The sequence below is a fragment of the Syntrophales bacterium genome (assembly GCA_023228425.1).
Classification (GTDB): Bacteria; Desulfobacterota; Syntrophia; order Syntrophales; family UBA2210; genus MLS-D.
On sequence record JALOBE010000024.1, the window covers coordinates 1 to 22,554 of the forward strand.

The following is a 22,554-nucleotide window of genomic DNA, read 5'->3' on the forward strand; positions in this document are numbered from 1 at the left end:
CACCTCGCTCAAGCACAAATACTCCAGGATCTACATGACCGAGGCCGTGGGCAGTTTCGCCCTGTACGCGGTCCTGGTGGCACTCTTCACGGCACCCGTCGTGGACGTGCTGAAGACTCTGGTGAGCTGAGACGCGAGGAAGATAAAGCGAACGAAACGAGGCCCGCCCGGACAGCGGGTCTCACGAAAGGGGGACGGGATCATGTTACTGCGCGGGAGCAAAGCGGAAATTCATAAACTGCAGGGGAAATTCGGGAGCATCCTTTTGATGAGCGTCTGGGGTTTCGTGATCGTCATCGCATCCCTGCTCTTCTCTTACGCCGGCCTGATGATCGATCAGCGTTTTGACACCAAGCCGACTTTCATGCTGGGGCTCCTGGTGCTGGCGCTCTTCCTGAGCGTTGGACGGTTTTACTGGGAAGCCTGGCAGAAGCGGAACCTGCACTGAAATCTCGAGGGCTATGCCTGATGGCTTCGTACACTGGTGCCGGAGGGATGACCTCCGGCACGATCGTCGGATGCCCGATCGCGCTTCATCCTTCGTCACTGCGACGTACCTCAAAGCGCGCCTTGCCTCAAGGAGCTTTTTACGAAGCCATCCTCAACCAGATGTTTTTCGACTTTGTATGGGACCGTCATCTCTGACTGATACAAGGAGCCCCCCTTCTTTTGAAGAAGGGGGGCTTTGCAGTCTTACGATCATGGGGCGGCCGGTCCTGATAGATGGCTATTCCAGGTCATAGAATGTTTCATCCACCACCCGGTTCCGGCTTTTTTTCCTCTTCCCTTTTTGTGCCTTTCCCTCTGCGGAAAAGAGATTTTCGTCGCTGAGAACATCACCCATCTCTTCGTCTATCCGTTCGGGATCTTCACCGCCTTCCAGGCGGCCCAGAGCTTCCTCCAGTCGATCGTTCACTCCGATTCCTGTTGATTCTGCTATTTTTCTCATCAGTTTTGCCGCCTCGCGCGGGTCGTCCCCGTCGATGTGCTCCGCTTCCCGGACCAACAGTTCCATGGTCCGGTCCAAGGCTGCTTCATCGACAGACGGGCTGCCGTCGGTCATGGTCTCCTCGTTGTGCCCGGGCTTTGAAATGGAAGCGAAAACAGACATCTGTCTGCGGAGGGACGCTGTTGAACAGGACGGGCAGAGGGGGGTCTTGTCCGTGTTGACCCGCTTCGAGTAAAATGTATAGACGGTTTCACACCGGTCACAGTAAAATTCGTATAAGGGCATCGCTGAACCTCGCTGTGCTCCGTTTCATCGGTCTTTTCAGGACGGCGCCACGCACCGCCTCTTTACATCCTGGAAGGCATCCTTGCCGCAGGCGAACATGAGTGACAGGGGCATCACCTGTCTGGCCAGGGCAACCATGGCGGCGACCCTGTTCCGGATGTCCCACTGGGAGTGTCTGTCCTCCCGAAGCCGTGCCATGTGGTAGAGTTCGCGAATGTTTACCTTCACGAGAACCCGTTTCCGGTGAGCATTGGTGAGGATGTAGGGAGCGGCGTCGGGTAGGGCGGCCAGAATGCGGTCATAGACATGGTTCGTCCTGTCGATCATTTCCTTGAAAGGTTCTTCCATGCCCGCCTCCCGGATAGTTTCCGGAAGAGTCACACCGAGGGAGGGATCGTAGTCACCGTTGATGATGGTGGCCATGCGGTGACGCTTCATCTGCGCGAAGCATGAAGCACTCATGATGATTTCGAAGGTGAGATCCGCCATTTCGAATGACCGGGGGGGCGCGTCGTAAGCTTCCATGCAGCCGCAGGCGGCGATGACGAGGGCTTTTTTCTCCTCGAGAGGCAAACGCCGCGTCCTGTTCAGGCATTCTTCCAGCGAACGTCCCGAAGCCTGCGAAAGGAGCGATGCAAGGATCAACTCGTCGCCTTCGTCCGTCGCCTTCACGAGGGCAACGGAGTCGCTGCGGCGGGCGCTTCTTTCATCGATTCCTTCCGTACCCATGATCCGGTCCGCTTCCTCCCTCAGCGCGCGGGCGGTGTACCTGTCGAAGTCAGTGGCTTCCGTGTACCGGATCAGCGATGGGGCAACGGGTCTGGTCGCCGAATAGAGTTTGCGCCCGTATTCCCTGACTTCGGCCAGCCGGTGCGCCGCGGCCCGCCGCAGCATGAGTTCCAGGGTGCGGGCGTTGACGGTCATGCCGAGTTGGCTTTCCGTGGCCAGTGCCAGGATGTACCGGGCATCCTCCTTGGCAGAACCCTCCAGGAGAGATCGGCGCTCCGGGTTTTCCTCCAGGCCGTTCTCGCAGGAAAAGAGATGGTGTCGAATCGCTTCGTACAGGTCTCGGTACAGGGCGTTCTGGGCCCGTATCGTGTCGGTGAAGATGTCGGAAAGACCGGCTCTCCTGATCTCTTCCGCGATGACGAAATCGTCGTCAAGCCGAATGTAACGCTGTGACTTTTCCGTGTAGGACGCAAGGCGAAAGGCTTCTATAAATTCGACGGCCAGCCGGGAAGCACCGAGGATGTCTATGTTGAATACGGCATGCTCGGCGATAGAGCTGTGACCCATGTCAAAGACGATGGTTGTGTTCGACCGACGCGCCTTCTCCACTTCGCCGCGGGACAGCCGGCGTAATGTATCAACGGAAAGCGGATTTCTGCTGATCCGGGCATAGGCGGCCGAGATGGTTTCCGGGGTAAGTTCCTCATCCGGCAGGTCTGAACGTGCCCTCAGTTCTGTCAGAGCATCCCAGTCTACATTGACTCCTGCCAGAATAACGTCCACGCGACAAGAACATCCTTTCCCGACGGTTTCGTACAATAGTGCCGGAGGCTCAATCGTGCTCTTCCTTCCGTCGCTGCGGCGTACCTCGAAGTACGTCGCATTCCTCAGGATGTGCGCGCCATGCCTCAAGGAGCTTTGTACAAAGCCGTCCTCTATCAGACGTTTTTCAACTTTTTGCGAGTTCATCAGTCTTATAGCAGGTAGGGCGGGCTCCGTCAATCCGGTCCGTCGATGATGAAGTGACTTGCAATCGGAGACTGACTTTGACATAAAAAATCTGTTTCCCGGTATGGGCGGGCCCCACGCGAAACGGGCGGCAGGGCCGGCACTGCCGGGCGGGACAAATCATCATCAGAAGGGAGGGCGCCATGTTCAAAGAGACCGTACTTGGCTGGATAGCCGAGATGGAAGAGAAGGGAACAATCGGCAGGCTCGACGAGGGGGCCCGTACAAGGCTGGTAGACGATTACGCAGTAAAACTGGAAGAGTTTTTCACCCAAGCCGTCACAAAGCAGCTGAAGCCGACAGGCAAGGCCGCGGATTTCGAGCGCATGATGATCTACGACGGCCAGTATGTTCACAAATTCCTCAACCAGGCGATTCCCGGCTACTACGGTTTCAGGGCGGAAATCTTCGAAAAAGCGAGAAAAGCCATTATCGGAGAATAGCACCTGTCTGGCGACAGGTTTTGCATGATCGAGCCCGTGATCATCGAGCGGCCGCCCAGAGGGGCGGTCGCCGCCAGTGGAAGGGTTCGGGGAGGTGGCGGAAATGATTCGTATCAGGCCCTTTGACAAGAAGGATTGGACATCCCTCTGGCGTATTATCGAGCCTGTGTTCCGGGCCGGGGAGACCTATCCCTGTTCGCCGGATATCACCGAGGAAGAGGCCTGGAAGGTGTGGGTCGAGGCGCCCCTGGCCACGTACGTCGCCGTGAACGAGGAAACGGATGTCCTCGGTACGTACTATATCAAGCCGAACCAACCAGCCCTGGGAGGGCATGTCTGCAACTGCGGTTACATTGTCTCCGAGAATGCCCGCCGTCGGGGCATCGCGACCCTGATGTGCCGGGACTCGCAACAGAGGGCCCTGTCGGAGGGCTTCCTGGCAATGCAGTACAACCTGGTCGTTTCAACAAATGAGGTCGCCCTGCGCCTCTGGAAGAGGAACGGGTTCCACGTTGTCGGAATGCTTCCGAAAGCCTTCCGGCATCGGCGGTTTGGCTTCGTGGACGCCCTGGTCATGTACAAGCTGCTTGAACCCTGACCGGTCCAGGCAGGTCAACCTGGGTGAGGTATTTCTTTCCCTTCGAGCATCTCCTGAAGACGGCCGATCCTGAAGTACTGCAGAAGGCCGATAAAATCTTCGTCACGTTCGGGATCGTCCTCCACGGCGACGAGATGACTTTCGCAGGTGCAGCCGGAGCATCCGAAGCCCGGGATCGACCATTCCGACAATTCGCCGAGCTTATCGACCAGGGCGCATTCGAGGTGTTCGCTTGACCTGACGGGAAGAGCCTTGATGCCATCGGCTTCATTACGCAGATAATCGATGTGCCGGTCGACATGTCTGCGTTTCCTCAGATGGCGGCCGATCCGTCCGGACATTCCCGTCTGTGCCGACCCCACGTAGAGGTAGTATCCCCTTCTGAACAGGAGAACCCCGAGGCCGCCGATTTCGATGTGACGATCGCTGTTCAGGCGGATGATCAGGATGTAGCTTCCCCCGTCGCAGGCTTCCCGTTCCAGCATGTCCCAGGGAATAACCGCCCTGGTGAGGGTTGATGGGGACAGACTCAGATCGGTATCCCAGGCGACGGACAGGGCCGTGAAGCTGATGGCGTTTCGGGTGGCCGACATGGCCCGGGCGAAGGCGAGGTCCGTGTGGTAATCGGGCAGGAACCAGCGGACGTCCGGCTTGTGGATGAGGACGACAACCCCGGCCGGTGTTCCCCGCCTCGCCATTTCAGCCAGTTCCATAAGATGTCGGCGTCCCCGGTCCGTCACGGCGTCGGGGAACATGGCTACGGCTCCCTGGAAGAGCGTGCAGGATTTGACTTCCAGCAGGAAGGGCGATCCGTTCTTCTGGAGCAGAAAATCGAACCTGCTGTGACCGGCGAGCACTTCACGTTTCAGGATAGCCGCGTCCTCGAACCCGGGGATTGCGCGTTTCAGGAGGAGCCACTCCACAACCCGGTTTGCCATGTGGGTGTGAAGCAGAATGGGCTGTCCGTCCCGTTCAACGGCAACTGCTGTCCAGGTGAATTTTGCTCCGGCGGCGTTTTCCGCGAGATAGAGTTTGCGGCCCGGAAGAAGCAGTTCACGGAGCCGTCCCGGATTGGGAAGATAAACGGGATGTACCGCGTTGCCGACGAGGCATTCAATGACGAACCGGTTCCTCCGGCTGATGAAGCGGCCCTCTTCCGTACGGTCAAAAAGGTGAAGGCGGGGGGAGGATGAAGGGGACACGGCATGCTTTCCCGGCGTTCTGCCGACCACATGAGGGCGTGGACCACCCGGCTTCAGGGCGCGGCCGAGGCCGCTCACGCCCCGTGGCCCGGCGCTCCACGGAGCGGGTGGAACCGATGCATTGTGTCATTTCGGGAAGCATCGCGACGAAAAATCTCTCTTCACTATCGTCACCCTGCACGATTTCTCCCCGGTAATTGCAATGACGGAAACTGGTTTTTCAAATGTATTCGGCTTTTCTCCGAAGGATCACTGGAAGGATTCCCTGATCCTGTCGTGGATCAGCTTCGAGGCAAGATTGTTCCCCGTCAGTCCCACCCGGACGGAAATCATGGTCGCCTCCGGTTCCAGATACTCGATGACGATCCGGACATCCTCTCCTTCCAGGTGGGCCGTGTAGGTACCCGAAGAGACCCTCTTCTGGGTTTCCAGGATCGTTGCGTTCATGCCCTCGAGGGCTTTTTCAGAAGCATTCCAGGCATGTTCGAAGGAAACGTTGTAGTCAGCTTTCAACGTTCCGTCGGTGTAAAAAAACTTTCCCTCCCTGACGCCGACGACGCGATCTCCCATCATGACGGCTGATGTGCATCCACTGAGGAGGAACATGCACAGCGCCAGCATCAGTCCCGTTGTTGTGTACAGGCTGTTTCGTCCCATTTCGACCGCTCCCGCTGCCGGAAAGCCGGTTCCGGCAAAAACTCAATGATTTCATGCCGCCCCACGCTCCATTCCGGGCGGTCTGGAATTCACTATAGGTCAAGACATGAATGCTGTCAATACGAGAGGTATCGCGGGGCAGGAGCCGGACGTCAGGAGATTGTAAAAGCGTAATACATCGCCCGGAGGATTGCCCAGAGAAGGATTGTCACCGTCAGGCCCACGCATCCCATGGCAAGGAACCGATGTCGGTGATTTTCGCTGTTTCTGTCGTTGTAACCCAGAAGAAACGCCAGGACGATACCCGAGGCCGCGCCGCCTCCATGGGCCCAGTTGTTGATGCCGGGTACGATAAAACCGAAGATGGCGATGATGACCAGCCATCCCAGGACCTGGCGGAAGAGAGCCGTTCCGAAACTCCCTCCTCGGGCTTTTCCATAAAAGAGCGTGGCTCCGATGAGTCCACAGACGCTTGCCGAAGCGCCTATGGTGAAAGAAACGCCGGCCACCCATGAAAGAAAGAAGCCGACGATTCCCGTAATGGTGTAGATGGCAAAAAACCTGTGAACGCCGAACTCGTGGATGACGAGGGGGCCGATCTGACGGAGGGCCAGCATGTTGAACAGGATATGGAGTATTCCTCCGTGGAGGTAGCATGCTGAAAGCAAGGTCCACCAGGATCCGAACCGGCCGATGGGGTAGGTTCCCGTCGCTCCCAGCAACAGAAGGCTGTTACTCGAGGGAGAGAGAAACGCCAGAGGGTTACCCGACAGACCCGTTGATGCCGGGTCGAGTACCAGTGTGAGTATGTATAAAGCAGCGTTAACGGAAATGATAATTTTTATGATGTCGTAGGGGTTGGTCAGCAGGGAGCTGATGAAGTCTCGTTTGAGCATGCTCGCGGGAGTCCTCGTGGCGCAGTAGGGACAGACCTCTTCAGAGGAACTGATCAGCTTTCTGCAGTTCGGACAGAGCAGAGATTTTCTTTCACGGGGACCCATGGACATCGCTTCCTTCAGGGAATCGGTACGAGGTATTTCATCATGAGCGGTATGGCAATAAATGTTCCCAGGGAACTTCCCAGATTGACAAAGACCACGACCAGGAGAATACGGGCTATCTTGTTGCGCCAGAAGCCCCTGATGGTTGTAATATCGTCCCTGAGGGAGATAAAATCCTTTACCTGGGGTTTGCGCAGTGCCGCCTCGGTAAGACCTGCAACCCACCCGGCCGCCACCATGGGATTGAGAGACGTGAAGGGGGCGGCGATGATGGAGGCGGCTATGGTGGCCGGATGGGCGAGTACGGCGAGAGCGCCGAAGCCGGCAAGAATTCCGTTGATAAGCACCCACCATTTCAGCATGCCCATGCTCGCCTTCATACCGCCCTGAATGAACCCGGTTACAATGATGGCGATAACCAGCGCCGACAGTCCCCAGGCGATGATTTTCCCCAACGGTTTTTTCGGCGGTATCTCGTTGAGCGGTTCGATGTCGATTGGGTACCCCAAATGTCTGAGTATCCCCGGAACGTGGCCCGCCCCCACGACGGCGACGATTTTCGGCCCCCGGGCATTGGTGATGGAGCGGGCGAGGTACTGGTCCCGTTCGTCTACAAGAATCGTTTTCACCTGGGGCAGCTTTTTTCCGAAGGACGTGAGGGCGATTTCAAGCATGTCCTGTTTTTTCATGTCTTCAATTTCCTCCTCTGAAATAGAGGGGTCGAAAACCAAGGACAGCACCATTTCGAGGATGATTTTGAGTTTGCTGAAGATGTTGATTTTTCTCCAGGTTCTGGTCAGGGTTGTCTTGATGTCGCGGTCGGCAAGAACCAGGGACGCTCCTGTCGCCTCCGCTTTTTCTATGGCCCGGAGCATTTCTTCCCCGGGCTTGATACCGAATTTATCGGCAAGTTTTTTCTGAACCGAGGCCATCAGCAACTGGGAGAGCAGAAGAGACGTTTGTTTTTTTTTGATAATGTGTACGATGTCCGTTGATTCCCACGTGTCTTTCTGCCGGATCGCTTCATAGCGGGATTGGCAGAGTTCAACACAGACCGTGTCAGGGCGTTCTTCCTCGATCACCCTGCCTGCAAGGTCCGCGCTTTCCTGGGACACGTGGGCCGTCCCGATGATTATGATTTCTTTCCCCTCGAGGGTTCGGCGGGTTACATTCTCTGATGTCATGAAATCCTCATTGCCTGCTTGCGCGAAGCTATCAGTATTTCATAGCCTTGTAAAGAGAAATGACCCGTCGGTGTCGGCTTCTTTTTCCTTGTTTCGGCGTGATGAGCCCTGTATAAATATACGTTGCGACAGCGACGGCTTCGTAAGAGTCACTGATGGTATGGCTCCGGCACCATAGCCGGACGCCCGATCGCGCTCTTCCCTCCGCCACTGCTGCGTACCCGAAAGTAGGCTTCATTCCCCGGGATGTGCGTGCCGTGCCTCAAGGAGCTTTTACAAAGCCGTCACTATTCTTGTATTACGGAAACGGATCAATTCATGAGCTCCCCTTTGAATGTCGGAGACAGGATAACGCTGGAGATAGAGGGCGTGGCCTTTGGAGGCAACGGGATCGCCCGGGTCGACGGGATGGTGGTATTTGTTCCCTTCACCGTTGACGGCGATGTGGTTGAAGCCGAGGTCGTCCGGGTGAAGCGGTCCTACTGCGCGGCTGAACTACGGAAAATCCTGGTTCCTTCCTCCTTCCGTATCGATCCATCCTGCGAATGGTACAGTGTCTGCGGGGGCTGTCGCTATCAGCATGTCACGGGAGACCATGAGCTCGCTCTCAAAGAGCGTCAGGTGCAGGATGCCTTCGAAAGGATCGGGAAGTTTCCACAGCCCCCGATCAAACCGATCATACCGTCCCCCGCCCTGTACGGATATCGCCAGAAAGCGGAGTTTCACAGGGCCCGGGACGCCTCCGGCGTCCGGACAGCCGGATTCATGGGAGTTGATGGAAGAACCCTCGTCGCCGTTGATCGTTGTGCCATACTCGATGATTCCATAAACGAGGAATACAGGCGTGTCCGACAAAACCGGACTCTCATGCAGCAGGCGCCGGCACGTATGGTATTCTGGTCAAACCGCTCCTGGGAGGCGGAGGGAGATGTAACGCGGCGGGTCGGCCACCGGGAAATGATCGTTCCGTTCCGGGGGTTTTTCCAGGCCAACGCGCTGCTGGTGGAACGGCTGGCAACGCTCGTGGGAGAAGCGTGCCGGGAATCTCGGGAGGAAACCATCCTGGACTGTTGTTGCGGGTCCGGTCTTTTCGCGCTTTTTGCCGCCCGAAGGGACCAGGCGGTTATCGGTATCGACGTAGACGGCGAATCGCTTCGATGCGCCGAGAGGAACATGGAATTCCACGGTTTTTCCCGTACCAGGTTTTTTCGGAGTCCCCTCGAGAAAGTTTTGAAGAAACTGCCTCCGGTCGGCACGGTTATCCTCGACCCTCCCAGGACGGGAGCCACGCCCCGGAGCATCGACGGCATCGCCGCGCTCGGCCCGTCCCGGGTTGTCTATGTTTCATGTGATCCCGCCACACAGGCGCGGGACGCGCGGCGTTTTGCGGACCATGGGTTCGTTCTGAAGGACCTGCAGCCTCTGGACATGTTTCCCCGGACGATGCACGTGGAGACTGTGGCGGTTCTGGAGAGGCCCTCATAATTGTCTTGACCCCCATTCCGTAAAAACGATAGAAAATGCCCATGACTGTTCCAGCACAAGACGCATCGACGCTCATTCTCCTGCGCGCCGGCGCCGGAGGCGACATGGAAGTTCTGATGGTTCTCAGGAGTTCCCGGAGTTCCTTCGTGCCCGGTTCCTATGTCTTTCCCGGCGGGCGCGTCGACGACGAGGACCGCGAGGACCACATGACGCGACTTGTCAGTGCCGTTGACAGGGAGGAACTCAACCGTGTTATTGAAGGCCCGAAGGATGACGCCCGGGCCCGCGGCATCTGGATTGCGGCGCTCAGGGAAACCTTCGAAGAAGCGGGGCTCATGCTTGCTTCGCCCCGGGGCGGGACGGGGCTGGTGGCCTTCGATACACCTGAAATCAGGGAACGGTTCCGGGTGTATCGTGACGATCTTCGACACGATCGTACCACCCTGCGGGAAATCCTCGACAAGGAGGACCTCACCCTTGCCCTTGACCGGCTCTGTTTTTTTTCTCACTGGATAACGCCCGAATTTTACCCGATCCGTTATGACACGCGATTCTTCGTAACCGTCCTGCCGCCGGGGCAGGAGGCCCGTCACGACGGGGATGAAGTGACCCACCATCTGTGGATACGGCCGCGGTCCGCTCTGGAAGGATACCTCTCGGGCAGGATGCACATGGTGGTTCCTACCATTGTAATGCTGGAAGAGTTGTGCGGCTTTGAATCTGTCGACCATGCCGTTGCATCGGCACGGAACAAGACTGTCTCACCTATGCTGACCCGGGTTGTCCTGGAGGGAGATGAGATCCAGGAACACGCACCCGACGGCCGGGTTTTCAGAAACCTGGCCAATCCACGAGGAGGTGCGTCATGACCGATGAAAAATTCCTGCTTTATGAACGGCTTCGCGCCATCGCCATGAATCTCTGGTGGACCTGGCATCCGGAACTCATCAGTCTTTTTATAGATATTGATCACGAACTCTGGCGGAAAACCGGCCACAACCCCATTGCCTTCCTGAAGCAGACAACGCCGGAGCAGCTTGAGAAACGAGTCTCCGCCCTGGCGATGCAAAGCCGGATTAATTACGCCTTCAGGCGGCTCAAAGAATACATGGAACAGGAACGGACCTGGGGTTCATTAAACTGCGGGAACCTGAACAGCCGCCCGGTGGTATACTTTTCCGCGGAATTCGGTCTCCACGAATCACTGCCCATCTATTCCGGGGGGATGGGCATTCTGGCCGGTGATCATCTGAAGAGCGCCTCGGACCTGGGAGTCCCTCTCATCGGGATCGGACTGCTCTACAATCAGGGGTACTTCACGCAACGTCTCAACGCCGACGGATGGCAGGAAGAAGACTACACGAACCTTGACGTCGGCATAAAACCCCTGCAGGCGGTCCTCAACGGTGAGGGGCTGCCTCTCACCGTCAGAATCGAAACCGGGAGCGGCACGCTCCATGCCCGGGTCTGGAAGGTTCAGGTGGGTAGAGTTCAACTCCTGCTCCTGGATTCCAACCTGGAGGAAAACTCGGAGGAGGATCGGAACCTCACGTCCCGCCTCTATGGTGGCGACAATCGGGTTCGCATCAGGCAGGAACTGGTGCTGGGCATAGGCGGTGCCCGTGTCCTCCGGGAACTGGGCATTCATGCCGGGGTACTGCACTTGAACGAGGGGCACAGCGCCTTCGCTATCCTGGAAGAATCCCGCCGTGTCATGCACTACGACCGCATCTCATTTCAGCGGGCCCACCGCCGGGTTGCCCTGACCACCGTTTTTACGACCCATACGCCTGTCTCTGCCGGGCATGACCGTTTTCCGCCGGAGCTGATCGAAGAACATCTGGGCACCCTGCGGAAGGATCTGGGTTTGACTCACCATGATTTGATGGCCCTGGGGCGTGTCAATCCGAAGGATGAATCGGAGTTCTTCTGCATGACCGTCCTTGCCCTCAAGAGCTGCCGGCGGGCAAACGGTGTTTCCGCCATTCACGGTACCGTGAGCCGTAAAATGTGGCGCGGACTCTGGCCTGATCGGCCCGAGGACGACATTCCCATAGGCCACATTACCAATGGAGTTCACGTCCTGTCCTGGCTTTCGCCGCAGATGTGCCATCTTTTCAATACCCGCCTCGGCGCGGATTGGGCGACCCGGATGTGCCGGCCGGAGCTCTGGGAGGAAATCGTTAAAATAGATGACGGCGAACTGTGGGAGATCCACCAGACACTCAAAACGCGGCTTATCCTGTTTGTGCGGCGGCGCCTGCTTGCCCAGGCGGAGCGACTGGATGACCGGGCCACCATCGAGGCGATCGATGGAATCCTCGATCCCACAATCCTTACTATCGGAGTTGCCCGAAGGCTCGCGGCATACAAACGGGGAGGCCTTCTGCTGTCCCGATTCGAGCGGCTGCTCAGGGTGATGCGGGACACCAAGCGACCCATACAGATCATCTCCTCCGGAAAGGCCCATCCCCGCGATGAGGAGGGGAAAAAAGTCCTCCAACACATAGCCCGAAGCTGTCGTGATGAAAGGCTCAGCCGGAGGATTGTTTTTGTAGAGGATTACGATTACAACGTGGCACGGCACCTGGTCCAGGGAGTCGACGTATGGCTGAACACGCCCCGTCGGCCGCTGGAGGCCTGCGGTACCAGCGGACAGAAGGTGGTTCTCAACGGGGTGTTGAATCTCTCAGTGCTCGACGGATGGTGGAATGAGGCCTACGATGGTTCCAACGGCTTTGCCATAGGCCACGGGGGCATGCACGATAACCCGGAAGTGCAGTATGAACGGGACGCCGAGTATCTTTTCGAAACACTCGAGAAAGAGGTTATCCCCCTGTACTACGACCAGGGTGTCGACGGTATCCCCCACGCATGGATCAGCCGGACGAAAAATGCCATGTGGACTCTCGGCTGGCGATTTAACGCGGACCGTATGGTGCAAGACTACGTCACGAGGTTTTACATACCGGCGGCTCTGGCCGGGTCCTCGGAAACCAGGTGACCGGGAAACCCGGGTGTAAGGAACTCCGGGATGCCGTTGTAAAAGCGATTCCGCTGCGCCGGACATGAGGCGACTATGGCGTGAAAGATGCGGCGGTGTCTTTCGCGTCGGAGGCGTCCGGTTTCATGACTGGGGGTGGAAGTGTCCCGGCAAAGCAGGATCGCGCGGCCCGACAGGCACGAACAAGAAAGAACCCCGGCCCGAAAGCCGGGGTTCTTCGATGATGGCACACCGCTGTGGCGGCCCGCGGGTCCTATTGTCAACCATTTTATTTTTTAGGTTGACAATAAAGGCCCCCGGGGATAGACAATCCCGGCAAGGCCCCCGGGAAAACATGTTCAACCCACCAGTGATCGGGGGCTGCATCGGAGGAATCGCCCTGTGTTTGATTGTGTAGTCGTGGGAGCCGGTCCGGCGGGGGCGTCGGCGGGACGGAAAGCGGCCCGGCGGGGACTGAAGACCCTTCTTGTTGAAAAAGAGGAGTTCCCCCGTTACAAGCCCTGTGCGGGGGCACTTTCCAGGCGGGCCTTCTCGTCTCTTGACTTCTCGCTGCCCGAGGGCCTGCGGGAGAAGGATATCTTCGGGCTTCGCCTGTGTTTCAGGGGAAGGGCCATCGAAGAACGCTGTGATGACCCCATCGCCATCACCGTGACCAGGAGCCGTTTCGACCATTACCTGCTGGAAAAGGCCCGCGAAGCCGGGACCCTGGTACATACGGGGGAAAAGGTCCTTGGCTTGGAAGAGCGGGATGATTTCGTCCGTGTCAGAACCCGCCTGTCGACCTATGATGCCCGCTATGTCATCGTTGGTGAAGGTGCCCGGGGTTCTCTGAAAAACCTATTCGGGCGCCGGAGAGACAGACGGGACGTGGCCCTGTCGATGGTGGCCGAGGTGGAAGCGCCGAACCGGGTAATCGATGAACGGCTTCCGGGACTTCTTGAGATTCACGCCGACCTGTTCCGCATGGGGTACTGCTGGGTTTTCCCCCATGACGGGTATTTTTCTGTGGGCCTCTGGGGATTTGCCCCCTTCCTGCGTGACCCCAGGAGCCTGATGAAGCAATTTATAATGAGAGCAGGGTTCCCGGAAGATACACGGTTCAGGGGACATCTCATGCCGACGGGAGACTCCGGAGGAGTGCCTGCAACGGCAAGGATCCTCGCCACAGGGGATGCGGCGGGATTCATCGATCCTCTGACGGGAGAGGGGATTTCATACGCGATCATCTCCGGCCGGATGGCGGGCGACGCCGTCGCTGACCGCCTGAGAGGCGCCGGCCTGTCGGAACGGTTCGGCCTTGACCAGTACGAAGAACGGTGCCGCAGAGAATTCGCCCGGAATTTTGCGAGCGCCCGCAGGATGGCACAAACGGTATACCGGTTTCCCTCGTTTTTTTTTGAACTGCTGTCGCGCGACCGGGAACTGTATCGCAAGCTGCTCGAGGCTCCGGAGCTGAAGGGACTCTATGGTGATTACCTGCGGTGGCTGCTTCCCCGCCTGCATCGGTCATTATTCTACTGTCTGAAGGGACGGCTTCTCCGGCAGGACCGGTGAAGGCACGGGGCGCGAGGATGCCGACCCGGCAAGGAAGAAACCCATGAACGCTTTCATCGTTGGTCTTTTTTTCGCGGCCATGCTGCTGATGGGTCTGGTCAGCATGAAAAAAATACGAACCATGGCGAGCTTCACCGTGGCGGACCGGCGGGCGAGTGTCTTCATGGTGACGGGGTCACTTCTCGCCACCATCGTTGGAGGATCGAGCACGGTAGGCCTTGCGGGGCTCGGTTTTTCCCGGGGGTTGGTGGGTGCCTGGTGGCTTCTCGTCGGTGTCCTGGGCCTCACCTTTCTGGCGATATTCCTCGCGAAGCACGTCCGAAAGACGAAAGCCTTCACGTTGCCCGAGATTCTCGAGCGCCAGTACGGGGGGAAAGCGGCGCGGACGGCCGCTTCACTGTTAATCGTCATTGCCTGGCTGGGCATTATTGCAGCCCAGATAATTGCGGCGGGCAAGATCATGTCGGTTCTCTGGCCCGGACAGGTTCAGGCGCTCACAATCCTGGCGGCGCTCGTTTTCATTCTATATACCGCCCTCGGGGGGCAATATTCCATACTGCTGACCGACTCGGTGCAGGCGGTCATCATCGCTGTAGGACTGGCTCTGTGCCTCTGGCTGGGCATATCGTCCGTGGGGGGATGGACATCTTTCGTCACATCCCTGCCGCGGGAGTTTCTTTCCTTTCCCCTCTCCGCCGAATTCGGATGGAAGGATCTGCTCACCTTTCTGCTCTTCGTGGGAACTGCTTATCTGGTGGGTCCCGACATCTACTCGAGAATTCTGTCGGCGAGAAACGCGGCAACGGCCCGAAGGGCCCTGTTCATGGCCGCCCTGGGGCTCGTGTTCATCGCCTTCACGGTGGTTCTCATCGGCATGGTCGCCCGGATACACCTGCCTGACATTGCTTCGGAGAGCGCTCTGCCCGCTTTGATCATGGCCGTTGTTCCCGCAGGATTAAACGGTCTGATCATGGCGGCCCTCCTCGCCGCCATTATGTCGTCTGCCGACACCTGCCTTCTGACGGCGGGAACCATTATCACCTCCGACATCATCGGGGGACTGTGTGGCCGGAAGCTGGGAGAAGGAACGATGCTGATCCTCACCAGAATCTGTGTCGTGGTCGTGGGCCTCTCAGCCCTCTTCATCGGCCTGAAAATGGGAGGCGTCATAGCGTCGCTCCTCCTGGCCTATACCGTATATTCCGCAGGCCTGGTCGTTCCCGTCGTTCTTGGATTTTATCGGGAGAAACTGGGCCTCAACGCGGGGGGCGCGATCATTGCCATCGTGGGAGGAGGTTTCGTCGGGGCCGTCATGAAGCTTTCCGGGAGTGGAGAATTCCTCCTGTTTTCACTACCGTTTTCGGCCGCTCTTCTCTTTGCGGGCAGTTACGGGACACGCCTGCTGGCCGGCAGAAGGAGCACCTGAAATGACGTGTCTCCCATGGACACTCGTTGATGAACCGTGGTCCTGCGAGAAGGCCCGCGAGGAGATCGGATGCGTTTCCGTAATCGGCGTCGATACGGAATACGACTCGTTTCGGTATTTTCGGGAAAAACTCTGCCTTCTTCAGGTGAGCACCGGTACCATGGTGTACCTTTTTGATCCTCAGGGAACCGGAGATTTTTCATTCCTCGGACGTCTCTTTCAAGATCCGGAGATACTTAAGGTACTGCACGCGGGCGACAACGACACGCGATTTCTTCACCGGGATTACGGATTTGTCTTCAACTCCATATTCGATACCCACCGGGCGGCGATACTCCTGGGAGGAACAGCCCTTTCTCTCCCCGGCGTGCTTAAGGAATACCTGGGCCTGGAAGTGAAGAAGGAGAAAAAGGTACAACGGTCGCGGTGGGACATCCGCCCTCTGCAGGAAAAACAGCTTGCCTATGCCGCCTGTGACGCGGCCTGTCTGATTCCCCTCTACGAGGCCATGAGAATGAAACTTCGACAGCGGGGCCTGGAAGCTGACGCCCTGAACGCGTTCAGGGATTTAGCCGCCGGACGGTGGCGGGAAAAGGAGCTTTCGCCGCGGGGTCACGAGCGGATAAGGGGTTTTGAGATGCTCGACAAGGCGGGGCGAGAGCGGCTCAAGGCCCTCTATCACTGGCGTTTTGAATGGGCGCGGAAAACGAACAGGGCCCGCTTCATGATCATGTCCGACCAGGATCTTGTAACTCTTGCCGGGACGGGGCCCTGCTCCCTGGAGGCCCTGGCCTCATCGGGCCTGCTGTCCAAGCACCAGGTGAAGGAACTGGGGGAGGACCTGATACGGGTTCTCGCGGCGGTGACTGCCGACCTTTAGCGTCCCTCGCCCCTTCCGGCCCGGGCATATGCGGTAAACAGTCCGTCGTGGCTGATGCTGATGTCGACAGCTGAAGGTTTCCCGTCTATGAGCAGCAGCGGGTGAAGCAGCCCCCTGCTTCCCCCGGGGCGAACAATACACATCCTGCGGGAGGATATCCCGGACTCGTGTGACAGTTCCTCGATAATGAGGCGTCGTGCCGTCGCCGACGCCGCGGCGGTGCCCCCGCGACCGCTCAGCACCTGGCCTGTCCCGTGAAGGATTTCATCGAGAGATTCTTTTCTTCCCGATGTCCCGATGCAATGGACATGGCCGTCCCCGGAATAAACGCGTACTACAACGGATCCCCGGAGGGATCGTACCACCCCCTCAAGAAAACCCGGCTCCGACATCGGCCCGGCAAGAAATGTTTCGTAGCGGCCGGGCCATGCCGGTATGTCCGGGATGACTTTGACCATGATCTTGTAGGCGGTCTCTTTGGCGGCCCAGAGAGACCACAGGTGCCGGTGGGGGTCTGCGGAGGCGGAGATGCGCCGGGCTTCTTCATCCGTGAAAACCCGTTTCATGAATCGCGCATCGTGGTGCCTGTGGCCGGCGTGGGGTGCGTTAAGATCGACGATGTCATTGCCCACGAGGAAGGAGGAGGGCGGCAGCGGCGACGGTGTCACGATTCATCCTCCCCCCGGCACAGCAGTTCAGCGGGCCAGGTCTCCCGTTTCGATGCCTCCCGTAACCAGTCCTCTTCCATGAGCGCGAGCTGTTCCACGATCTGACGGGCGGTTTCACGCTGTCCCCTGAGACCACGCTCGCCGGAACGGGGCTGAAAGGGTTCGGCCATGCCGATAAATACTTCCCCGGACCGTGGAATGGAGCTGAAGCTTTTCTGGCCCAGTCCCCGTATGTAGACACAGAGGACACGGGTCGATGCACTATTCCGGACCAGGCGTCCCACACCATAGGACGGGGCTTGCCTGTTTACGAGACCCCTGCGGGAGCGGCCTCCTTCGGGGAAAATAAGCAGGGTTGCTCCGCCATCGAGCAGACCGGTGCAGGTTTCCATGGTGCGTTTCAATTCATCCCGGTCCCCGCCCCGGTGAATGGGAATGCACTTGGTCAGGTAACAGAGCAGGGCGAGGACAAGATTTTTCTGGAAGTTCTCACGTTCAGGGAGGTTCCAGGGCATATGCCGGAAGCGGATCATGTAGCCGGTCAGAGGCATGAGCGCCCAGGCGACAATTACTGAATCAATCATGGTGAGGTGGTTGGCGCAGATAATCCACCCGCCCCGGTGTTCGTTCATGGCCCTTTTGACAGATTTCCGCAAGTCCCCGAGATTGTCTATCCTGTAGCCCAGGTACCTCACCACGAGAATGGCGAGGGGTGCCAGGAGAAACACCGCCATGCGTCCCAGAGCGTACTGAAGCCTCAGGGAACGGGTGTTGTGTCTGATCGTGCTCGTTGTCATCGCCGGTATTCCCTTATTGTTTCCCGGACCGGTACGCAGTCTTGTATCGGAAGGAGACCGCGAGGGGATGTTCAGGTTCACCGGGAGACCTTTCATTTTGTCATTTCGAGGAGCATCGCGACGAGACATCCATGTCCCGAGCAAAGCGAGGGATCTTTGAGACTTCTCACATGCGTTCGAAGTGACAGGGGAACGTTCGAAGTGACAGGTGAGAGGTCGAAATGACACAATCGATAGTTTTTTAATAAAGGTCTCACCGGATCAGGGGAGTCTCGAGGTGATCACCTTGATGGCGTCCCCGATGGTCCGTATGGTGTCGGCGTCGTCGTCATCGATTTCTATGCCGAAGGTGTCTTCGCACTTGATGATGATATCCACGAGCCGGGCCGAGTTGACTTTCAGATCATCGAGAATGTGGGTTTCTTCAGTCACACTCTCGAGAGCCGCCTCGTTTTTTACATAGGGTCTGAGAATTGCTACCATTTCGCTGAATATCCGTGCGTGATCCATGTGCAGTTCCTCCGTGCGGTGATTTGATTCCGGCATCCTGCTGCGTCTCGGCCGGGTTCAGTGACTCCAGGCTTTGAACAGGATGCAACTGTTTACATCGCCGAAGCCGAAGCTGGACTTGGCGATAATTTTCAGATCGGGGAAGTTCATGGTTTTCCGGACGATCCTGTGGGTGTAGGGCTCCAGTTCCGGGTGAACATCCTCACAGTTCAGGGACGGATGAAGAAATCCGCCATCCAGTTGAAGGGCGACGGCGGCGCATTCAATGCCCCCGGCGGCGCCCAGGCAGTGGCCCACCATAGATTTTGTGGCGTTGACGAAGGGGAACCGTTCCGGTCCCCGATTGAGGGCCTCGGACCAGTTTCTGAGTTCTGAAGGATCGGCGAAGGTAGCCGTCAGATGGCCGTTGATGGCGTCTATTTCACCGGCATCGATTCCGGCGTCGGCGATGGCCTGCCGCACGCAGCGGATGACGCCTTCAGGGTTGGGTGCCGTCATGCTGCCGCCGTTTCTCTGGCCGCCGCAGTTGACGGTTCCACCGATCACTTCACAGTAAATCCGCGCCCCCCGTGCGAGAGCTGTTTCCAGGTCTTCCAGGACAAGGACGCCTGCACCGGCGCCGGGAACGAAGCCGTTGGCGGAGGCGCTCATAGGCCGGGACCCCTCTTCGGGGTGGTCATTAAATTTCCGGGCGATGACGCGCATGGCGTCGAAACCGGCCCAGATATAGGGTGAAGCGCCCTCGGAGCCTCCGACAAGCATCCGTTTCGCCGCCCCGGACCGAATCCTGAGCAGGCCTTCCACGACCGCTTCCGATGATGTGCTGCATGCCGACGAGTTCGAAGTAACCTTGTTGCCCAGGGCGAGGAGACCACCGACGCGGGCGCTGGTGCCGCTGTTCATCACCTGTTCGACGATGCGGCTTCCCATTCGGCGGACCTTGCCCTGATTCACCATGGGGACCACCTGCTCCGCGATGGTGTCCATACCGCCGATGCCGCAGCCCAAGATGGCGCCTGTATCCCAGTCCACCCTGCCGTTGTCGTCGGGAAGGCCGAACCCGGCGTCCCTCCAGGCGTCGACGGCGGCCACGGAGGAGTAGCCGATATTGTCATTGATGGACAGGAGCTTTTCCTTCTCAAAGTATGCCGCCCGTATCTTGGTAAAGTTCTGCGGTATGCCGCCTATCCTGCAGCCGAAGTTCAGTTCCGCCAGCTTCGGTATGTACCGGATACCGGAGCGTCCTTCCAGAAGGGCGGCCCGAAACTCCTCCACTCCTGCGGCATTGGGCGCTACTACGCCGATTCCCGTGACGACGACTCGTTTTTTAGTCATCGAAGAGTACTCCCATTCCGGCCAGTGTTCCTGAACACACGAGCCGGCCGTTTTCTTTTTCCATTGTGATGTGCGTTTTCAGGATTTCCCGACGAAGGTAGACTTTTGTTCCCCGAACAATCACCCTGTCGCCCGGGAGGACCATGGAGTTGAACTCAATCGTGTCGGCTGTGGAAAAAAGCGTTCCCATGCGCCGTATGTCATTGGACGAACGGCCCCGTCGGAGATGCAGATAGATGCCGAGGGCGACCACGCCGGTCTGTGCCATGGTTTCGAGGAGAATGACCCCCGGGGTAACGGGGCGCCCGGGGAAATGACCCCGGTAAAAATACTCGTCCTCACGGAACCGGTAGGTTCCTGTAATGTGGTCATCGTCTATCCGTTCAATCCGGTCGATAAAACGGAAGGGCGCTTGCTGAGGCACCAGCTCGAGAACCTCCTCCGGACGGATGATCCTGTCAGCCATAGAGTCCCCCGTTTACGTGAATGACCGATCCCGTGATGTAGGTTCCCCGCAGGGCCAGAAAGGCAACCACATCGGCCACCTCATCGGCGGTCCCCATTCTGCCCAGGGGAACATCGGCAAGAATGGACGACCGCACGTCCGGCGGGAGTTCCTCGGTCATCGCCGTGGCGATGAAGCCGGGAGCTACGGAGTTGACCAGGATGTCGCGTCCCCGGAGTTCCTTCGCCAGAGATTTGGTGAAGGCGTCCAGGGCCGCCTTTTCCATCGTGTAGGGGATCTGGCCCGCGTTTCCCGTATGGCCGACAACGCTGGAAACAGTGATGATGCGTCCGCTTCCCTTCCTGAGCATGAAAAGGCGGAGAATACGCTTCGTGAGATACCAGGTTCCCCGGGTCACGCTTCGCTGCCGGTCGAACTCGTCGAGCTTCATGGAATGTATATCCCGGTTCAGGGAGAATCCCGCGTTGTTCACCAGGACACTCACGTCGCCCGCTTCCGCCTTGATAGTCTTGACCATGGCATCAACCTGGTCCGGATCGGACAGTTCCGCCCGGAGAAGGAAGCCGTCCTGAATGTCCTTGAGAACCCGCCGTGCCGCCTCCTCGCTGGACCGGTAGTGGATGCCCACCCGGAACCCCCGCGCCGCGAGGGCCCGGCAACAGGCGGCACCGATGCTTCCTCCTCCGCCGGTGACGATGGCAACGGGTTTTTCTTGTGCTCCCATGGGTTTTCCTCCTGTCGTGTCCGGCGGGGGACGGTTCATGAGCGGGCCTGCATGGTTCCGCCCCGCGAGTGCCTGGAGCGCCGGGGGTAGTCACGGTAGGCGATGTTCCTGAAGAGTCCCGTGCGCGCTCCGAGGACGGTCATTATAGTTTCGCCGTCGACTTCAACACTCCCGTCGGCAATGACGATGCTCGTTCCTGAATCTGCCAGGTTGGAAAAACGGCGAACATCGATGACATAGCGAAGCATCCGGTTAAAGGGCCGGACCTGGCCGCTGAAGGAAACCTCGTCGCAGCCCAGAGCCCGCCCTGATCCCAGTCCTCCGCGCCATATGCAGTACAGGCCGAGAAGCTGCCAGATCCCGTCCAGATACAGACATCCGGGCATAACGGGATCACCGGGCATGTGGCACTGAAAGTACCAGTCGTCCATCCGCAGATCCTGCTCGGCGATGACCGATCCCCGCTTTCCACGGGTGGTGAGGGCCGTGACCCGGTCCATCATCAGGAATGGAGGAGCGGGCAGGCGGGCGTCGAAGTGCTCCGGTGGATCGTCCACGAGGCGGCCGTATGAAAAGGCGACCAGGTCTTCCAGCGAGAAACTCTCTTTATTTTTAAATTCACTATAGGTCATAGCGTATCCAGGCCCCGCTGATCGTGGTCTGCGTCGCACGTTACCATCATGGAAGCCCAGGTAAGGCCGGAGCCGACGAGAACCACCGCGATGTGATCTCCCGGTTCCAGCCGGTCCCAGTTCTGGCTCAACACAGACGGGGCCGAGGCGCATCCCGCGTTTCCGTAATCAATCACGTTGAACCAGTGATTCGACTCGTCCACGCCGGCCCGCTCGATGACTGTTTTGAGCATGCCCAGGTTTGCCTGGTGTCCGATAAATTTGAAGCGGTCCAGGGGAACGTCGGCATATTCAGCCTGGAGGCGTCGCAGCCCTTCCGTCGCCTTACGTATGGCAAATCCCTGCACGGCGTTGCCGTCCTGGGAAAAGTGGCTCATTCGGGGGATGACAACCTTGTCCCATCCGTGCGGGTTCGAGTTCATCCGGCAGTTTTCGATCCTGAGCCGCGAGGGTTCAGTAAGGGAGACGACGGCTGCGGTACCGCAGTCACCGAATATGGGAACCGACCGGCGATCGGAATAATCAAGCATCTGGGTTATCGTCTCGGGATTCACCACCAGAACAAAGGGGGGGAGGGCGTCACGATTCATGGAGCTGAGCATGAACATCTGGGCTCCGAAGCTGCTGCAGGAGGAATTCAAGTCCAGGCAGGGAACGGAGAGGCCCAGTTCCGCAGCGACACAGGACGCTTCAGCCGGGGACAGGTGCCCCGGGGCGGAGGACCCGCACACCACGAACCCGATGTCCTCGACGCCGATGCCTGCCCGTTCGATGGCCATGTCCGCCGCCAGGGCGCCGAGTTCGCCGTGGCTATGGACACTGGCTTCCCCGCACTGTCTCAGATCCCTGTTTTTCGTGGTTCGAATGTAGTCGAGATCGAGAATGGTTCGCCGTTCCCTGATACCCAACCGTTCCATGATCCATTCCTCGCTGCACCCTATATCGAGATCAGCGAGAAACTGGTTGGTGATGACGTTCTCCGGATGAAAATGACCGATGCCGTGAATATAGACCATG

23 protein-coding genes are annotated in these 22,554 nt (G+C 58.4%); 9 read left to right on the top strand and 14 right to left on the bottom strand.

The annotated features are described in order from the left end of the window. Window positions 1-268 precede the first annotated feature (268 nt). Entirely contained in the window at window positions 269-448 is a 180-nt protein-coding gene (locus M0Q23_08960) for a hypothetical protein (protein ID MCK9528749.1), read from the top strand. A 279-nt stretch (window positions 449-727) separates the two neighbouring features. Here M0Q23_08960 and M0Q23_08965 read toward each other — a convergent pair whose 3' ends face one another. Next, window positions 728-1,234 (bottom strand): zinc ribbon domain-containing protein, encoded by a 507-nt coding sequence (locus M0Q23_08965; protein MCK9528750.1) that lies wholly within the window; start codon window positions 1,232-1,234, stop codon window positions 728-730. Between the two features lie 36 nt (window positions 1,235-1,270). Next, window positions 1,271-2,746 (bottom strand): FAD-dependent thymidylate synthase, encoded by a 1,476-nt coding sequence (locus tag M0Q23_08970; GenBank protein MCK9528751.1) that lies wholly within the window; start codon window positions 2,744-2,746, stop codon window positions 1,271-1,273. Between the two features lie 368 nt (window positions 2,747-3,114). Here M0Q23_08970 and M0Q23_08975 point away from each other — a divergent pair, with 368 nt between their 5' ends. Next, a complete protein-coding gene (locus tag M0Q23_08975; protein MCK9528752.1) occupies window positions 3,115-3,414 on the top strand; it encodes a hypothetical protein in 300 nt (99 codons plus the stop codon). Window positions 3,415-3,517: 103 nt separating this feature from the next. Next, window positions 3,518-4,012 (top strand): GNAT family N-acetyltransferase, encoded by a 495-nt coding sequence (locus M0Q23_08980; GenBank protein MCK9528753.1) that lies wholly within the window; start codon window positions 3,518-3,520, stop codon window positions 4,010-4,012. A gap of 14 nt (window positions 4,013-4,026) precedes the next feature. On the opposite strand, the gene sfsA is transcribed toward M0Q23_08980, so the two are convergent. The 4 genes from sfsA to M0Q23_09000 form a co-directional block, all read right to left on the bottom strand. Next, window positions 4,027-5,214 carry a DNA/RNA nuclease SfsA gene (gene sfsA, locus M0Q23_08985; GenBank protein ID MCK9528754.1) on the bottom strand — a complete coding sequence of 396 codons (1,188 nt, stop codon included), beginning with the start codon at window positions 5,212-5,214 and terminating at the stop codon, window positions 4,027-4,029. Between the two features lie 249 nt (window positions 5,215-5,463). Next, the gene (locus M0Q23_08990) at window positions 5,464-5,871 is read right to left on the bottom strand and encodes a DUF3568 domain-containing protein (GenBank protein ID MCK9528755.1); all 408 of its coding nucleotides are present in this window, start codon (window positions 5,869-5,871) and stop codon (window positions 5,464-5,466) included. Window positions 5,872-6,023: 152 nt separating this feature from the next. Then, window positions 6,024-6,872 carry a rhomboid family intramembrane serine protease gene (locus tag M0Q23_08995; protein MCK9528756.1) on the bottom strand — a complete coding sequence of 283 codons (849 nt, stop codon included), beginning with the start codon at window positions 6,870-6,872 and terminating at the stop codon, window positions 6,024-6,026. Window positions 6,873-6,886: 14 nt separating this feature from the next. Continuing rightward, a complete protein-coding gene (locus M0Q23_09000; GenBank protein ID MCK9528757.1) occupies window positions 6,887-8,056 on the bottom strand; it encodes a TraB/GumN family protein in 1,170 nt (389 codons plus the stop codon). Window positions 8,057-8,374: 318 nt separating this feature from the next. On the opposite strand from M0Q23_09000, the gene M0Q23_09005 reads away from it, so the two are divergent. The 6 genes from M0Q23_09005 (at window position 8,375) to M0Q23_09030 (ending at window position 16,405) form a co-directional block, all read left to right on the top strand. Beyond that, window positions 8,375-9,541 (top strand): TRAM domain-containing protein, encoded by a 1,167-nt coding sequence (locus M0Q23_09005; GenBank protein ID MCK9528758.1) that lies wholly within the window; start codon window positions 8,375-8,377, stop codon window positions 9,539-9,541. 41 nt (window positions 9,542-9,582) lie between these two features. After that, entirely contained in the window at window positions 9,583-10,410 is an 828-nt protein-coding gene (locus M0Q23_09010) for a hypothetical protein (GenBank protein ID MCK9528759.1), read from the top strand. Continuing rightward, window positions 10,407-12,545 (top strand): alpha-glucan family phosphorylase, encoded by a 2,139-nt coding sequence (gene glgP, locus M0Q23_09015; GenBank protein MCK9528760.1) that lies wholly within the window; start codon window positions 10,407-10,409, stop codon window positions 12,543-12,545. The genes M0Q23_09010 and glgP overlap by 4 nt, the downstream gene beginning before the upstream one ends. Window positions 12,546-12,926: 381 nt before the next feature. Continuing rightward, entirely contained in the window at window positions 12,927-14,099 is a 1,173-nt protein-coding gene (locus M0Q23_09020) for a geranylgeranyl reductase family protein (protein MCK9528761.1), read from the top strand. 43 nt (window positions 14,100-14,142) lie between these two features. Next, a complete protein-coding gene (locus M0Q23_09025; protein MCK9528762.1) occupies window positions 14,143-15,525 on the top strand; it encodes a sodium:solute symporter family protein in 1,383 nt (460 codons plus the stop codon). A gap of 1 nt (window position 15,526) precedes the next feature. Beyond that, the gene (locus tag M0Q23_09030) at window positions 15,527-16,405 is read left to right on the top strand and encodes a ribonuclease D (GenBank protein MCK9528763.1); all 879 of its coding nucleotides are present in this window, start codon (window positions 15,527-15,529) and stop codon (window positions 16,403-16,405) included. Here M0Q23_09030 and M0Q23_09035 read toward each other — a convergent pair. From M0Q23_09035 to M0Q23_09070, 8 genes are all read right to left on the bottom strand, one after another. Continuing rightward, window positions 16,402-17,073, bottom strand: a complete 672-nt coding sequence (locus tag M0Q23_09035) for a 4'-phosphopantetheinyl transferase superfamily protein (GenBank protein ID MCK9528764.1) — start codon at window positions 17,071-17,073, stop codon at window positions 16,402-16,404. The two genes, M0Q23_09030 and M0Q23_09035, sit on opposite strands and share 4 nt — an antisense overlap. Next, complete coding sequence (locus M0Q23_09040) at window positions 17,070-17,870, bottom strand: 1-acyl-sn-glycerol-3-phosphate acyltransferase (GenBank protein ID MCK9528765.1); 801 nt, start codon at window positions 17,868-17,870, stop codon at window positions 17,070-17,072. The genes M0Q23_09035 and M0Q23_09040 overlap by 4 nt, the downstream gene beginning before the upstream one ends. A gap of 261 nt (window positions 17,871-18,131) precedes the next feature. Beyond that, window positions 18,132-18,380, bottom strand: coding sequence for a phosphopantetheine-binding protein (locus tag M0Q23_09045; protein MCK9528766.1), 249 nt, complete (start codon window positions 18,378-18,380; stop codon window positions 18,132-18,134). A gap of 57 nt (window positions 18,381-18,437) precedes the next feature. Next, entirely contained in the window at window positions 18,438-19,715 is a 1,278-nt protein-coding gene (locus tag M0Q23_09050) for a beta-ketoacyl-[acyl-carrier-protein] synthase family protein (GenBank protein MCK9528767.1), read from the bottom strand. Beyond that, window positions 19,708-20,181, bottom strand: coding sequence for a beta-hydroxyacyl-ACP dehydratase (locus M0Q23_09055; GenBank protein MCK9528768.1), 474 nt, complete (start codon window positions 20,179-20,181; stop codon window positions 19,708-19,710). The genes M0Q23_09050 and M0Q23_09055 overlap by 8 nt, the downstream gene beginning before the upstream one ends. Next, window positions 20,174-20,905: a 3-oxoacyl-ACP reductase FabG gene (locus M0Q23_09060; GenBank protein MCK9528769.1), complete on the bottom strand. Its 732-nt coding sequence runs from the start codon at window positions 20,903-20,905 to the stop codon at window positions 20,174-20,176. Before M0Q23_09060 ends, M0Q23_09055 begins: the two co-directional genes overlap by 8 nt. Window positions 20,906-20,940: 35 nt before the next feature. After that, window positions 20,941-21,537 (bottom strand): bifunctional 3-hydroxydecanoyl-ACP dehydratase/trans-2-decenoyl-ACP isomerase, encoded by a 597-nt coding sequence (fabA, locus tag M0Q23_09065; GenBank protein MCK9528770.1) that lies wholly within the window; start codon window positions 21,535-21,537, stop codon window positions 20,941-20,943. Then, window positions 21,534-22,553: a ketoacyl-ACP synthase III gene (locus tag M0Q23_09070; GenBank protein MCK9528771.1), complete on the bottom strand. Its 1,020-nt coding sequence runs from the start codon at window positions 22,551-22,553 to the stop codon at window positions 21,534-21,536. The genes fabA and M0Q23_09070 overlap by 4 nt, the downstream gene beginning before the upstream one ends. Between the last annotated feature and the right edge of the window lies 1 nt (window position 22,554).